Annotated in this window: 16 protein-coding genes; 8 read left to right on the top strand and 8 right to left on the bottom strand. The window is 59.1% G+C overall.

The window, feature by feature from the left end; all coding sequences use genetic code 11:
• Window positions 1-297 precede the first annotated feature (297 nt).
• A complete protein-coding gene (locus AC07X6_RS08770; protein ID WP_494790694.1) occupies window positions 298-1,413 on the top strand; it encodes a patatin-like phospholipase family protein in 1,116 nt (371 codons plus the stop codon).
• Between the two features lie 93 nt (window positions 1,414-1,506).
• Entirely contained in the window at window positions 1,507-3,147 is a 1,641-nt protein-coding gene (locus AC07X6_RS08775; RefSeq protein ID WP_494790695.1) for a methyl-accepting chemotaxis protein, read from the top strand.
• A gap of 242 nt (window positions 3,148-3,389) precedes the next feature.
• Here AC07X6_RS08775 and AC07X6_RS08780 read toward each other — a convergent pair whose 3' ends face one another.
• From AC07X6_RS08780 to AC07X6_RS08805, 6 genes are all read right to left on the bottom strand, one after another.
• Window positions 3,390-3,659 (bottom strand): DUF6959 family protein, encoded by a 270-nt coding sequence (locus AC07X6_RS08780; RefSeq protein ID WP_034754744.1) that lies wholly within the window; start codon window positions 3,657-3,659, stop codon window positions 3,390-3,392.
• A gap of 435 nt (window positions 3,660-4,094) precedes the next feature.
• Window positions 4,095-4,352, bottom strand: coding sequence for a hypothetical protein (locus AC07X6_RS08785; RefSeq protein ID WP_034785554.1), 258 nt, complete (start codon window positions 4,350-4,352; stop codon window positions 4,095-4,097).
• Between the two features lie 746 nt (window positions 4,353-5,098).
• On the bottom strand, window positions 5,099-5,533 hold the full coding sequence (locus tag AC07X6_RS08790; RefSeq protein ID WP_494790696.1) for a hypothetical protein: 435 nt from the start codon (window positions 5,531-5,533) through the stop codon (window positions 5,099-5,101).
• 58 nt (window positions 5,534-5,591) lie between these two features.
• Window positions 5,592-5,945 (bottom strand): hypothetical protein, encoded by a 354-nt coding sequence (locus AC07X6_RS08795; protein WP_494790697.1) that lies wholly within the window; start codon window positions 5,943-5,945, stop codon window positions 5,592-5,594.
• Between the two features lie 367 nt (window positions 5,946-6,312).
• The gene (locus AC07X6_RS08800; RefSeq protein WP_494790698.1) at window positions 6,313-6,798 is read right to left on the bottom strand and encodes a hypothetical protein; all 486 of its coding nucleotides are present in this window, start codon (window positions 6,796-6,798) and stop codon (window positions 6,313-6,315) included.
• Window positions 6,799-6,903: 105 nt separating this feature from the next.
• On the bottom strand, window positions 6,904-7,272 hold the full coding sequence (locus AC07X6_RS08805; protein WP_494790699.1) for a hypothetical protein: 369 nt from the start codon (window positions 7,270-7,272) through the stop codon (window positions 6,904-6,906).
• A gap of 636 nt (window positions 7,273-7,908) precedes the next feature.
• On the opposite strand from AC07X6_RS08805, the gene AC07X6_RS08810 reads away from it, so the two are divergent.
• The 6 genes from AC07X6_RS08810 (at window position 7,909) to AC07X6_RS08835 (ending at window position 12,531) form a co-directional block, all read left to right on the top strand.
• On the top strand, window positions 7,909-8,376 hold the full coding sequence (locus tag AC07X6_RS08810; protein WP_494790700.1) for an SRPBCC family protein: 468 nt from the start codon (window positions 7,909-7,911) through the stop codon (window positions 8,374-8,376).
• Between the two features lie 272 nt (window positions 8,377-8,648).
• A complete protein-coding gene (locus AC07X6_RS08815) occupies window positions 8,649-9,419 on the top strand; it encodes a creatininase family protein (protein WP_494790701.1) in 771 nt (256 codons plus the stop codon).
• 56 nt (window positions 9,420-9,475) lie between these two features.
• A complete protein-coding gene (locus AC07X6_RS08820) occupies window positions 9,476-10,762 on the top strand; it encodes a YncE family protein (protein WP_494790702.1) in 1,287 nt (428 codons plus the stop codon).
• A gap of 115 nt (window positions 10,763-10,877) precedes the next feature.
• Window positions 10,878-11,249 (top strand): VOC family protein, encoded by a 372-nt coding sequence (locus tag AC07X6_RS08825; protein WP_230540901.1) that lies wholly within the window; start codon window positions 10,878-10,880, stop codon window positions 11,247-11,249.
• A 27-nt stretch (window positions 11,250-11,276) separates the two neighbouring features.
• Complete coding sequence (locus AC07X6_RS08830) at window positions 11,277-11,612, top strand: hypothetical protein (RefSeq protein WP_230540900.1); 336 nt, start codon at window positions 11,277-11,279, stop codon at window positions 11,610-11,612.
• Window positions 11,613-11,892: 280 nt separating this feature from the next.
• On the top strand, window positions 11,893-12,531 hold the full coding sequence (locus tag AC07X6_RS08835) for a phasin family protein (protein WP_230540899.1): 639 nt from the start codon (window positions 11,893-11,895) through the stop codon (window positions 12,529-12,531).
• 106 nt (window positions 12,532-12,637) lie between these two features.
• On the opposite strand, the gene AC07X6_RS08840 is transcribed toward AC07X6_RS08835, so the two are convergent.
• Both AC07X6_RS08840 and AC07X6_RS08845 read right to left on the bottom strand, forming a co-directional pair.
• Window positions 12,638-13,660 (bottom strand): alpha/beta hydrolase, encoded by a 1,023-nt coding sequence (locus tag AC07X6_RS08840; protein WP_494790703.1) that lies wholly within the window; start codon window positions 13,658-13,660, stop codon window positions 12,638-12,640.
• 85 nt (window positions 13,661-13,745) lie between these two features.
• Entirely contained in the window at window positions 13,746-14,651 is a 906-nt protein-coding gene (locus AC07X6_RS08845) for a LysR family transcriptional regulator ArgP (protein WP_474290619.1), read from the bottom strand.
• Window positions 14,652-14,728 lie beyond the last annotated feature (77 nt).

Raw genomic sequence — 14,728 nt, forward strand, 5'->3', positions numbered from 1 at the left:
GCCGTGGAGGCCGGTTGAGGAATATTCCTACCCCAAAGAGATTTTTCCTAACACTGCCGCATATTTATTTGCTGCGATGCACCACGCTACGCCGCGTGCCGTCAACTTATACCCTTTCTGAATACCTATCATGCGTTAATTAAATTGCCATAAGGAATTTATTTATGTTAATTTAATATCTGTTTCCGCAACATTGCATCAACTTCATGGTTGTGGAGATAAGTGCAAGATGACGCACAATAAGCATGTAGTAACCAACAATTAGGGCGTGAGCCCGGTTCCGTTCAGGGAGTGTGCATGAAGACAGTAAGCACGATGCCGCCACAGCCGGCACCAGCCGCGACAGCGGCCCGCAAGACGGGCCTGCTGCTTGGTGGCGGTGCACCAAATTCCACCTTGATCGCAGGCGCGCTGGCCGCGTTTCTCGACGAAGGCATCGAATTCGACGTCATCTCGGCCTCGGGCGCCGGTGTGCTGATGGGTTTGCTTTACACGACACCGCACGAATCCACGCCGCGCCAGGCGCTGCAAAGCTGGGCCGACACGGGCGTGGCTGACAGCATCTACAAGATGATTCCGATCAACTACAAGGTCTTCCAGAAGCCTGGCATGCACGCGAGCACTTTCCGCGACGCTTTCCAGCCGCCGGCCAACAATCCTTTTTTTCAGGCCTTCCAGCAAACGTTTGCGGGCGTGCCCACGGCCTGGTCGGACTGGGGGAAATTGATGGTGTCGTCGCTGTCGCCATCGGACCTGTCGGCGAAAAGCCTGGGCTTGTGCGCGCACTTGCCCTTCCTGGAAAAAGCCGTGGATTTCTCGGGCGTGGCGCGCATGCGTCCCGATTTCTACATCAATGCCTACAACCTCAGCGAGCACCGCATGCAAATCTGGGGCAAGCACGAGATCGAACCGATTCACGTGCGCGCGGCCCTGTCGTTCCCTTTCCTGTATGCGCCCACGACCATTGCCGGCGACGACTACATCGAAGGCGCGGCCCTCGATACGCTCAATTTCGATCCGTTTATCGAAGGCAAGGGCGAACACGCTGACGCCGACACCCTGGTCATCCTCGACATCCTCGGTGACGAGCGCTTGCTGCGCAAGCCGCGCAACCTGTACGACGCCTGGGTGCGCTCCATCATCACGCCGCTGGTAAAGATTTCCAAGAGCGAGCTGCGCCTGTTCGAACTTGAACACAACACGGACAGAAGCACGGGCCAGCCCAAGCGGCGTTTGCTCAAGCTCGACTTGATGGGCGGCATCCCGGAGCAGCATTGGCCCGACACCCTGGACTGGTCCAGCTCGAACATGCAGCTGCTGTTCGACGTGGGCCACAAGGCGGGCCTGGCGTTTTGCCGCGAACATGGCGACTTGCTGCGCCGCACGCCCGACGCTGCCCCGCTGGCGGCCTAAGCTGACCCCGCCTGCAACCGGTCCCGGCCACCCGATCGGCAGCTACTCATCCCGCCTGGCCTTGCCAGGCTGCTTTTTTGACTGTGAAACACCATGAATATCACCAAGCAATTAATTCTGACCCTCACCATCGCCTTGTTGGCCTTGCTATTGCTGGGGGCTGGCGGCGCCATCCAGCTGCAGCGCGCCCAGGAGCGCTTTGACACCGTGCAAAACCGCATCATTCCCAGTATCCAGGGCTTGAATGCGGCCAAGGGTTTCCTGGCGGACTCGCGCCTGGCCGGCTACCGCCTGTCCGTGTTCTCGAACCTGGCCGACAAGACGGCGCTGGACAAGGCCGTGGCCGATGCCAACACGAATTTTGACAAGGTCATCGCCACCTACCGCGCCGAGCGCCTGTACGACGCGACGGACAGCAAGATGCTCGACGCCGACCAGGCCGCCATGGAAGCCTACCGCCGCGCGCTCGTGCCGTTCTTCGCCGCCGCCTACGCGGGCGACATGGATGGCGTACGCGCCACCTTGCTCGCTGGCACGCCGCTGGCCATCACGGCCGCCGCCGCGAAAAAGAGCATGGATGACCATATCGCCTACAACAACAAGCTGGTCGATGACGTGAAGGCCGAAAGCCTGGCCGCCTACGACACGGCGTTCAACACCATGCTGGCCGTGCTGGGCGTGGCCGTGCTGCTGACGGGCGCGCTGGCCTGGCATATCTACCGCACCATCAGCGGCGGCCTGGGCAATATCGAACACACCCTGGAGAGGGTCAGCGCCTCGCTGGACCTGTCCGCCGCCATGCCCGTCGAGCGCATGGATGAAGTGGGCCGCACGGCCACTGCCTTCAATAAATTCCTGGAACGCATCGTCGGCGTGATCGCCACCGTGCGCGCCTCGGCCGATACGGTCAGCGTGGCGGCCGCGCAGATTTCCGCCGGCAACGCGGACTTGTCCGTGCGCACGGAGCAGCAGGCGTCGTCGCTGGAAGAAACGGCCTCCAGCCTGGAAGAGCTGACCTCGGCCGTGCGCCAGAATACGGACAATGCGCGCCAGGCGAATACCCTGGCCGTGTCCGCCTCGGACGTGGCCCGCAAGGGTGGCGCCGTGGTGGCGCAAGTGGTGGGCACAATGGGTTCGATCAACGAATCGGCGAAGAAGATCGCCGACATTATCGGCGTGATCGACGGCATTGCCTTCCAAACCAACATTTTGGCGCTGAACGCTGCCGTCGAGGCGGCCCGCGCGGGCGAACAGGGCCGCGGCTTCGCCGTCGTGGCCACGGAAGTGCGCAACCTGGCGCAGCGCTCGGCGGCGGCCGCCAAGGAAATCAAGGGCTTGATCGAGGATTCCGTGGATAAAGTCAACACGGGCAGCGCGCTGGTCGACCAGGCGGGCGCGACGATGGAAGAAATTGTCGCCAGCATCCGCCGCGTGACGGACATCATGGGCGATATCGCCAACGCCAGCCACGAGCAAAGCGCCGGCATCGAGCAAGTGAACCAGGCCATTTCGCAAATGGACCAGGTCACCCAGCAAAACGCGGCTCTGGTGGAAGAGGCGGCTGCAGCCGCATCCTCGCTGCAAGACCGCGCCGTCGAACTGGTCGACGTGGTAGCCGTGTTCCGCCTGCGCGGCGATGCCCAGGCAAAACCGTTGAAAGTGGCGGGCGGCTTGCCGGCCCCGGCAACGGCCAGCCGGCGCCTGGCGCTGCCGGGCCGCAGCGCCCGTGCTTAAACTTTGTGACTGCCCCGGTACGCCGGGGTTTTTTTTGCGGCGCAACCGTCCGGTGCGCGAGCGTGGACGTGCTGCGCCTGTGGCGAGGGTCGTCAAGTTGCCCGGGCGGGTAGGGCGGAAGGGAAGGTGGGCGGCGCCGTCTGTTTCCGCTGCAGTCAGGGTATCAGCCTGACTTTTGGGCGCGTGAGTCCGCTTACGCCCCAAAGCAGACGCTCGCCGTTTTCACAAAAGAGCGAATATGCTCAGTCGCTAAACGGAAGAGAAATATTGTTGCTCATTAACGTGACCTTGTAGTGAGACACCAGGTCAGATAGCTGCTCAACAGTGTCAGCGAGTTCTCCTGCAGCCTCTTCACTTAGGCACGCCGCTTCAGACTGCACTACTTTCAGAGACTGAAGCAAGACACTCAGTGTATCGCCTTGAATCAGGCACCCGGGGAAATTACGCTGTGGATGGCGCATTACAACGGCGTTCGATGCATCAGAAAAAATTTCGACTTCTTGAATATACATTGTGTCTCCAATTTATCATGGGTAGACTCACCGACCGCTTCTGGTTGGTAGAAGTTGCGGCGCTGCCTTCACGCCACCTACAACCAACGATTTTAAAATTCGCCATCGGCACTACAGCCGCCGTACTTGTCCGACTCCTATTACTTTAGATGGAGAAGCATCTAAACAAGCTCGCTCCTTTATTGTCAAAAGCTCTGCAGGCGAGTACATTTTTTCCAAAAGACGTCGGACAGCTAGCTCAAGATTACTCAAGGTTCCAGGATTTGAAAGAATTTTGCATAATTCAGCCGCTGGCAAATCAAAAAGATGTTCCATGCCACTCCCCCTTTTTATGTGTCTACCAAAGAAATTCAACAAAAATTTAAAAGCTTTTTAATCAAATGGCAGCTGCTGGCCGAGTGCCGAAGTTCGCGAGTAAGTACGTCTTAAATGCACTCAAGACTTATATTCATCGAGTGGCCAGCCCTCTTTGAGTACAGCATCGTACAACCACATGATTAGTGGGTATGGTATTTCTAAACGATACGCGTTAAAGACGACGTAACCAAGCTCATCGTAAAAAAATGCCTCAGCCATTATGTCTCTCACGCCATCGGCAAGTTCTGACAGTTCGAGAAACACCCCGTCCCGAATCACATCACTGCCGAATAGCAGTTCGTATTGCCGACCTGCTATGCTGCGCACATCACTCATTATTTCCCCTAGTTCGCCACGGGCGGCGAATGTCCGTTACTGGCCGTAATCGGTCGCATTCACATCTGCCGACCTAAGAAGACGAAACCAACAAAAAAATAGACCGCCCATGCAGCAGCGGGTGCAAGAACGGCAGCGGCAAGCGTGCACCAATATAACGCCAGCTTCGTCGTCGATACGCGGCCAGTCAGTAATACATATACCAAGGCTGCGAGTAAGCAGGGAAACCAAACGCTCATGACATGACCTAGTATCTGCGGCGCGCGGAACAGCTCCAACAACGGAAAGATCAGACAAACATAGCCTATTGATATTAACGTCGTCAGAAAAAAGCAGTCAACGGTTCAATTTTTTTCGATTGGTACATTCTGTCATTCCCTTGCCACTTCGTCTGCTCTTGGCCGATAACGGAAGCACTACGCGGCTCTCCAAATTAATTCGAACTCTTGATGGGAAATCGCACTGTACCCTGGCTCTGATAAATCGAGAGGTTTTTCTGATATCCCGCCAAATTCATCACTCTCATTGTCGACACTATAGCAAAGCAGCGGACCAGAATCGTACTGTTCAATTTGTCGGGTAACCCAGCCCGCACCATCGACTTCAAAGTACCACCAGGACGTGCCCCATGCATCGTACCTGTCACCTCTAGTCTCGTCCCAGTGTCTTTTTACGTAACTTGGCATACTTAATTTGAGTAATGAAGGGTCATGTCAGTCGTCCGCTTCTGGCCGGAGGCAGCCTCTCTAGTCGAACGAGCCTGTCTGCAGAGGGTAAGTGATTTCAAAGGAAGTCCGATCATCTCTATCCTGGATGAGTACTGTCAATCCGCTTTCGAAGACAAACGCTACCACACTACCTTTGGCGGTCGCGCTAGCTACGCATGACACAAGACGTTGCCCAACAATCTTGAGTTCATCAGCCAGATCCACGTACTCAGTCCACGGCGCCTCTGCATTCCACGGAAGAAATTGCCCTTCAAAGCTGCGCCAGAATACGCATCGAAATTCAAAATAGAGACGAAACCAAGCTCCGTTGAATTTTAAGTAACTTACATTCGCGGGCACAGGCGGTTCACCTTTGATATGCAAAGACTCACAGACGAAGCCCTCACATATCGATTCCGTCCAATCTGGCACGCTTCCATTAATTGTCAATTCGAACTGCTCTGTTTGAGTCATCGTGTTTCCAATGCGCTTGCCGTGATCGTCCGCTTCTGGCCGCTTGCCGTCTAAAAAATCACCCCGGGCCAAATACGGCGTTTAGAGATTCGATATCCCAGCGACTATCCCGCTCACTTGGGTAAACTAGCACTTCGCCTGCATCAAGCAGATACCCAATGCGCTGCCGAATCAGCCTGATGGCAAGATGTACCGCCTGCATGGAGCTTTCACCCACAATATCTGGATATCTTTCGTCAACGCCTATCAGGGCCGCCGGACACGCCCAAGCACCACTCTGCTCATAAGGCAGCCCAATGTAGGCCTGAATTAATGCGTCTTCTCCATTTCTTCGCAGCCGAAGGCCGCCGTCAGCCCCACTGCAATTATTTGCATCGTAGCCATTCATCCCAAATTTGAGAAGCGAGGTCACGATAATCGGTTATCGGCCCGGCAGTCTCGCTGTCGAACCATCTACAAAATTCCTCGTGAACTATAAGTTGCACATCGGCTTCAGATTTGGCATATCTCAGTCGGAGAATAATTGTCCCGACCTCTGGTTCGTATTCGTCTGTGTTCGTTTCAAAATTAATACCAATTGGGTCAGCCTCGAACAGTAGCTTTGATAGCGCATCGAAGAGCTCACGATACTGTAGTCGAACAGCCTTTCTCTTCACTATCTCGATGCTAACCATCAATACTATCCTGTTTTCCGGCTATAAAAATGACAGTCTGCTCTTGGCCGGTTGCCGCTGTTGGCGGGGTCCGCCCCATAGCGGACGGCCACGTCTGTGCCAAGGTCATCTGCGGGGCCGCGCCTCGAACTCATCGACCAAACTATACAATTTGCTTAATTGTGTTTCAGAATCGCCAGAACCTTCAAGTTCGTCGATCCGATGCCGCACAAGATAGAATTGGTTCTCCCCCCGGATCTTGCCGGTTGTCAGAATCTCTTCAAGGCGTTTAGCTTCCTTGGCAGCGAAATCTGGATAAAACGTACGCACGGCGCTGCTTAGCGCAGCTACAACTTGGAAACGGTTCTTTAGTTCAAGATCCGCAAGGATCAAGGGCAATTCACGTAGGCCTTGCTCAAGGCCGGCAGCAATTCTCGACTTCGATTCGCCTGCAGAAAGAAACTTCTCATACTGTGCCTTTGCCAAATTCCATGAGTCTCGCAGATCGGAAATTCGTCGGTCTGACAGTTCAGGTAATGATGCATAGAACTGCTCGAAGACATTGAACAGTTTGTCGTATTTCGTTCGGGGCTGGTTCGACGCTTCGTTCATCAAGTTCCCTAGGTTAAATCGATTGACCGCTTCTGGCCGGTTGCAGTCGTCGGCAGGTTCAGCCCCAAAACGGACATCTGAACGCAGGCTTGACGATATTGAATTCTACCCAAGGTCGAGATCTTCGTTCGCCACATCAAATGCAAGGAGCATCTCCACGCCCTCCTGATCGTCGCAGTCAATCAATAGCTCGCCGGAATCGAGTATGTCGGTGATTGGAACCGTCATGCCGAATGTGCCGCTCAATCCAATCTGAAGCGAGATCCCTGGGGAAGCAGTTCCCGACGATAATGAGCCTCGAACAATTGCTAACCGGCCGTTGCCATAATCTTCGATCGAGGTGCAATGAAAATTTGTTCTCACGAGCAGCCTAATATAAATGATCAGCGGCGTAGCTAAGCTCGGCTGAAGGGAGAGTAAAAAGCGCGACCGCTGCGCCTGGCCGTCTGCCGTCGCCAGCAGTTTTCGCCCCACTGCCGATGTTCAGTCCAAACCTGCGGGTGCTCGCGTGGCTAGGGTTTTTCGGGCTTTGCGATGAGAAGCCAGGGGATGGCAAACGGGCCTGTCAGAGCGACTATCATGTCCCTGACCGCAGTTTTTTTCAGAAGGCGTCGTTTGGCAATCAGGTGGCAAGCCACTGCCGAAAGCAGCCAGATCAAAGCGGGGATGTATGCCGTCACTGTGAACTCCGATAGTAGTTGCGTTGAATGCACGCGATGATAGCAGGCTCATCTTGGCGGTGCACCCACGGTGTTAACGTCCAGGCCGTGATGCGTCTTCGAATCATGAAGGCGCACTACATTATAGGCACGGCGAGCACCCTCGGCATCAAGCCAGACGATATCCGCAGTGTGATGCTCTAGCTCTTCAACCCTCCAGTGTGTTGCGTTCATCATTTCTCAACGTCCAAGGTGCTCACGGTCAGCGTTTTTAGGATAGCATCGTGCCCAGGTGTGACATGCTTGCCTGGTTGTGCCTTGTCAAGCGCGCCTGCTCACTGGCTTACCGCTCAAGCCTGGCTCCAAACAAGGCTGTCGTTATGGCCCGGCTCTGTCTGCGGCAAGTACAGCCAGAATTTAATTATATTGCTATGAATAGGGAGAGTCCCCATTGACGCAAATCGAAGAAAGCATCCACATTGCCGTCACGCCCACGGTCATCGATCAAATCTGGAGCGAAGTCGACCGATGGCACCTGTGGGATCCGGATACAAAGCAAGCCGGGCTCAATGGGCCATTCGCTGTTGGAACACAGGGCAGGATAGTCCCGAATAAAGGGATGGGTATTGCGATGCTGGTCACGGAGCGCACGGCCGGCCGCTCGTTCACCGTCGAGGGCCACATCCCCCTGTTCCGCATCCACTTCGAGCACACGGTTGCCGCCGTCAATGGCGGATCGGAAGTCGTTCACCGCGTGTGGTTCACTGGTGCGCTTGCCTTTCTGTTCGGGCCAGGCGTTGCCAGGCAAGTCAGGGACGGGCTTCCCAGGACGATGCTTGCGCTGAAGGCCTATGCCGAGAAACGCAACGAAACCCTCCATGATGGCGAGGCGGGCAGGGCGAAGGCGACCACTGCCTGACAGATAGTTTCTCTTGGTCAATTCCTTGCAAAGCACCGCGTCAAATTAACGTGCCGTTCCCGTCATGATGGAATACAATTCCTGCGTGGCAGCCAGCTTGCCTGGCAAGGCCGGGCACGGCGCCTTTGACCTCGGAAAGATGTTGGCTTATGACTCTGCAGTTCCCCCAGCGACCGGCGCCCTGTGCGCCATCCACGCTCCGTATTTCACGCAAGCCCCTCGTTTCCCTGTTCGTCCTGACGTTTTCATGCCTGCTGCTTACGGCGCCTGTCATGGCCGCTACGCCTGCCAGCGGCAGCGTCATGCTGGAAGAACTGACCAGCACGGAATTGCGCAGCCGTATCGACCATGGCGCCACGACGGTGCTGATTCCCATCGGCGGCGTCGAGCAAAGCGGACCGTACATCGCGCTGGGCAAGCACAATGTGCGCGCCGGGCTGCTGGCGCGGCAGATCGCGCAAAAGCTGGGCAATACCATCGTCGCGCCCGTTGTTTCCTACGTGCCGGAAGGCGCGATTTCGCCACCGGCCGGCCACATGCGCTTCGCCGGCACGATTTCGATACCGCCGGCCGCCTTCGAAGCCGTGCTGGAAGGGGCTGCCGCCAGCCTGCGCCAGCATGGTTTTCGCGACATCATCTTCCTCGGTGATCACGGCGGTTACCAGAAGAACGAGCAGAATGTGGCGAATAAGCTCAATCGGGCCTGGGGCAAAGCTTCCACGGCGAAAGATGCACGTGCGTATGCCTTGCTCGATTACTATGACATTACGCAATCGCAATTTATTGCCGAACTGCAGAAACGCGGCCATAGCGGCGCCGAGATCGGCCTGCACGCGGGCTTGGCGGACGCGGCCCTGATGCTGGCGACGGACCCGTCGCTCGTGCGCAGCGAGGCCATGGCTCACGGACCGAAGCCCGGTGTGGCCGATGGCGTGCGCGGCGACGCCACGCGTGCCACGGCTGAACTGGGCCAGATCGGCATTAAGCTGCAGGTGGACACCTCGGTGGCCGCCATCAGGCAGCTGCTGCAACGTAATAAATAATTTTCCGCTGGGAGTGCTGAACTTCCGGCTTTTGCAATGAAATGACGCGAAAACACATGAAAACATCTCAACGACGCACCATCGTTACCCTGTCCGTCCTGGCGGCCGCACTGGCCGGCTTGGGCGTGGCCAGCCAGGTCACCGGCGCCAGCACAGCGGCCCCTGCCGCTGTAGCCGCGGCGCCGGCGGCTGCTTATTCTCCGCTGCCGGGCATGCCGCCGCTGGTGGACCCGAAAAACGTGTACGGCAGCATCGGCAGCATCGGCAGCAGCAATATGAGCCCCGTCGTCAAGGATCACTTGCGCCGCGTCTACGTGCCCAATCTGCGCTCGAACGACGTCTACGTGATCGACCAGGACAGCCTGAAAGTGGTCGACAAGTTCAAGGTCGGCAGCGGCCCGCAGCACGTCGTGCCGTCGTGGGACTTGCGCACCCTGTGGGTGGCGAACAATGCCGAGCGCACGGACAAGGGCAGCCTGACGCCGGTCGACCCCTTGACGGGCAAACCGGGCAAGGAAGTGCCCGTCGACGATCCCTACAATATGTATTTCACGCCGGACGGCAAGTCGGCCATCGTCGTGGCCGAAGCGCGCCACCGCCTCGATTTCCGCGATCCGAAGACCATGGCGGTGCAGTATTCGATCGATACGCCCCAGTGCGGCGGCATCAACCATGCGGATTTCTCGAATGACGGCCGCTACGCCATGTTTACCTGCGAGTTCGACGGCACCATTGCCAAGATCGACCTGGTGGGCCGCAAGGTCGACGGCTACCTGAAACTGCAGATGCCGGCCAAGCGCTTCGCCGAGTCCGGCCCCGTGGGCGGCCCGGCGAATGAAATCTGCAGCGTCAAGAAGGGCATGCCGCAAGACATACGCATTTCGCCGGACGGCAAGAAATTCTTTATCGCCGACATGGACGCCGACGGCGTGCACATCGTCGATGGCGCCACGCTGAAGGAAATCGGCTTCATCCAGACGGGCGTGGGCGCGCACGGCCTGTACCCGAGCCGCGACGGTAAAAAGTTGTACGTGGCTAACCGCGGCACGCACCGCATCCATGGCAAGCCGAAGGGCAAGGGCAGCGTCAGCGTGATCGATTTCGCCACGGAAAAAGTCGTGTCGAACTGGCCGATTCCCGGCGGCGGCAGCCCCGACATGGGCAATGTGAGCGCCGACGGCAAGTATCTGTGGCTGTCCGGCCGCTTCGACGACGTGGTGTACCGCATCGATACGAACAGCGGCGACGTGTCGAAAGTGAAAGTTGGGCAGGAACCGCACGGCCTGACCGTGTGGCCGCAGCCGGGCCGCTATTCGCTGGGTCATACGGGCAACCTGCGCTAGGCAGGCGCATGGCGCATCCCTGGAGCAAGTGTGCCGGATCTGCAGTGTTGATTGCCTAAAAGGCAATGTTGGTGCATACTGCAATTCTATTCCACGACTTCCAGGGAGCGCCATCATGATTCTTGATCACATCGGTTTGAACGTCAGCGATGCACAGGCCAGCAAGGCCTTCTTTTCGGCCGCCCTGGCGCCCCTGGGCGTATCGGTGGTGATGGAAGAGCAGGGCTGGGTCGGCATGGGCAAGGATGGCAAGCCCGATTTCTGGTTCGGCGCGGGCGGCACGCCGCATGCCGGCATGCATCTCGCCTTCGCGGCGGCAAACCGTGCCCAGGTGGACGCGTTTTACCAGGCCGCGCTGGCGGCGGGCGGCAAGGATAACGGCGCCCCCGGCATCCGTGCCATCTATCACCCGAATTATTATGGCGCTTTCGTGCTGGGGCCGGACGGCCACAATGTCGAAGCCGTCTGCCACCATCCCGAGCCTTGAGGCCGGTCATTACCTGAAGAGAGCAGCATGAAGCACAGCGCCACCCTGTTTGCCGACGATGCCGGCCGCTATGCCTACGTCAAGGCGGGTTTTTCCTGGCCAGCCCTGTTGCTGGGCTCGTTCTGGGCCGTGGCCAAGCGCCGCTGGTGGCTGTTGCTGCTCATGCTGGCGATGGATGCGTGCCTGTGGTTTGGCAGCCATCTGGCCAGCGAATTGCGCATCGGCCCGATGATGCTGCTGATGGCCGGTGCGGAACTCAGTTACCTGCTGGCGCGTGGCTGGTATGGCAACCGCTGGCTGGAAGCGTCGCTGCGCAGCCGTGGCTACAAGCCCGTCGTGCCGGGCACGGGCGCCGCTGGCTGAGCCTGCCTGGCACAGATTTTCCTTTCCGTTACTGACGTTTGCCAAGGGCAAGCCGTCCAGCCAAAACTTTCTGCACAGCCTAGCGCACCTTTGATCCAGATCATGCCTCACCTGCGGTGCTCACGTAGCCTTGGGACTCGCGTTGCAAAGCATCGTCCCACCAATCGGATATGTTTTTTCGCGTTTCGTGGCGTAACCCGGCCGTCTGCCTAAGCGTTCGGTAGTCGGTGGTGCCGCCATCTGTTTGTGTCCACCCAACCGCTATCTAATGAGGAACTCCATGTATCCATATTCCCGTAGTGTTACCCCCGCCGCCAAAAACCACCTGGAAGCGCAACTGGCTTTCTTCAATGGCTTGACGAAGTCGTTGTTCCAGTCGGTGCAGCACTTCAGTGACCTGAACATGCAACTGGCGCAAGGCTTGCTGGAAGAAAGCACGGTCACCAGCCAGAACCTGCTGACGGTCGAGCGCGCTGAAGATGTGTTTCAGGTGGCTGCCGCCTCGGGCCAGCCAGCCGCCGAGCAACTGCGCAAATACCAGCAACAGGTGTCGCGCCTGGCAGCCGATACGCAGGTCGAACTGGCCAATGTGGCAGAGCGTCATGTGAATGAAACGAGCCGCACCGCCAAGGCCCTGGCCGAGGAAGTGGCCCGTACGGCTTCGGAAGAAACGGAGAAAAACGTGCGCAAGCAGCAGGAAGCGATGCAGCGCATGGCCGAACCGTTCCAGGCCTACCAGCAAAATGGCGCCAGCCGCGAGCAGCAGCGTGGTGCGCAAAGCCGTGACGGTCAAAGCCTGCAAAGCGCCAGCCACCAGGGCAGCCAGCAGTCGGCCGGCAGCGAAAGCTCGGCCAGCGGCAGCGCATCGCAAGCAGGCTCCGCTCAAAGCAAGAGCAGCAGCGCCAGCCGTAAAGAGTAAACAGGCCGCTGCTGGCGGCTGCATCCGCATCGCGAGGGCCGAGCCTTGAGATGCGGCTGGTTGACATGCAGCGTCGCGCGTATTGGTCTGGCAGAGCGCCCGTCCCTCAGGGGGCGGGCGTTTTTTCGTCAGCGCGCGCCGCGGCAGCATGCATGGCGGCGCCCTGCGCCCTTGCCGGCTGCTGCGGCCTGGCCGGGGATGCAGGCTTGGCCGTGTCTCGCGGCGTGCCCGCATTGTGCGCTGTTTTGTCCGCCGCGCTGTTGGCATCGATAAAGGCGCTCACGGCGTCGAGCGTGGGCGCCAGCATGCGCAAGGGGCCGGCCAGCGAGGCGACCAGGGTGGTATGGCTGACCTTGCCGAAATACATTTCCGTCACGGGCCTGTTCAGCGCCCGCAAGGCCTTGGCCAGGCCGCCCGTGTTGCGCTGCGGATTGACCAGCTTGTCCTGGCCGGGCTGGGGCGCGATCAGCAGGGCGGGCGGGGCATCGGCCGTCACGTGGTGGATGGGTTGCGAAGCGGCGGGCGTGTCCGGGTAAAAGAAGACGGGCCGGGTCGTGGTGTTCTCGATGGGCAAAAAATCATAGGGGCCGGCCAGGCCTATCCAGCCGCGCAAGTCGTGCGGGCGCATGCCGTGGCGCGCCAGCAGGCTGGCGTCGAGCGCCAGCATCGCCGCATTGTAGGCGCCGGCGCTATGGCCCATGACGAACAAACGCGCGGGGTCGCCGCCATGGCGGCTCGACTCCATAGCGGCCCAGGCCACGGCGCGGGCCGCATCCTGCAGGATTTCGGGGTAGTGCACGTCCGGATACAGTCGGTAGTCGGCGATCACGGCCAGGTAGCCGCGCGCGGCCAGTGCATGGCCAACGAAGGCATAGTCGGCGCGCTCGCCGGAAGTCCAGTTGCCGCCATAAAAGAACACCACGACGGGCACGGGCCCCGTGCGGCTTTTTGGGGCATAGACATCGAGTTTTTGCCGGGGCAGGGGGCCGTAGACCAGGCCCCGCGTCACCTTCGAGGCGCTGCCGGACGACAGGGCATTGATGGCCGTCAAGGGCGAGCAGGCGATCAGGCCGGCGGCCAGGGGCAGCGTCGCCAGCAAGCCCAGCAGAGTGTTGCGCACGATCGTCATGCCGGCCCCTTGTCGTTGTGCAGTATGGTTGCAGTGTAGGCCAAGCGGGGCGCGGCGGGCAGGAGTTGTTGCAGTGGCATAGAAATTATTCAGAAACAATGTTGTCTTGCAGCAGCCATTTGCGGGCCGTGGCGATGACGGCGTCCGACAGGGTGCGCGTGAGGGGCGTCTGGATATCCCAGGCATGCCAGGTCAGGGGCACGTCGAGCGCCTGCCCTGCGGCCACGTCGACCAGCCGGCCGGCGGCCAGCGCCGTTTCCGCCTGCAGCAGGGGCACCATGCCATAGGCATAGCCCGCTTCGATGAAGCGCACGAAGTCGCGCGCCGAACCGAGCACATGGTGTGGATAGCGGCCCGCGTAGCCGAGCCGGTGCTGCAGGTAGCGTTCGTGCAGGGCATCCTTGCTGCCGAACGTGATGGCGGGCGCCTGGCTGACGGCTTCCACCGTAAATCCATGGGGAAACCACTGCCGGGCGAATGCGGGCGAGGCCACGCACAGGTAGCGCATGCCGCCCAGCGGCGTGGCCGTGGTGCCCGCCACCAGGTCGTTGGCGCTGGTGACGCAGGCAAACACCCGGCCTTCGCGCAGCTGGCTCAGGGTGTGGTCCTGGTCGTCGAGGCGGATGTCGAGCAGGCAGGACGGCGGCGACAGCAGCGGCCCCAGCGCTTCCGGGATCCACGTGGCGGCGCTGTCGGCGTTGACGGCGATGGCCAGTTCCGGCAATTGCGTGGTGGGACCAGGCTGGGCGTCGAGCGCCGCTTCAAGCAGCTTGACTTGGCGGTAATGGGCGATCAGGCGCTGGCCCGCTTCCGTGGGCAGGGGCGGGTGGCTGCGGATGATCAATAACGTGCCTTCCAGGTTTTCCAGGGTGCGGATGCGCTGCGACACGGCCGGCTGGCTGATCGCCAGCGCTTGCGCCGCCTTTTCAAAGCTGCCCAGGCCAATCACGGCGTCGAGGGCGGCCAATCCACGGTAGTCGACGACGCGCATAAGTTTCTCTTATATATGGTTAGAATCATTCATTATACTTATATTTACTTTTTCTTTACACTGTTGAAATAGGGTAA

It is taken from the genome of Janthinobacterium sp. GW460-12-1-14-LB5 (assembly GCF_059423585.1).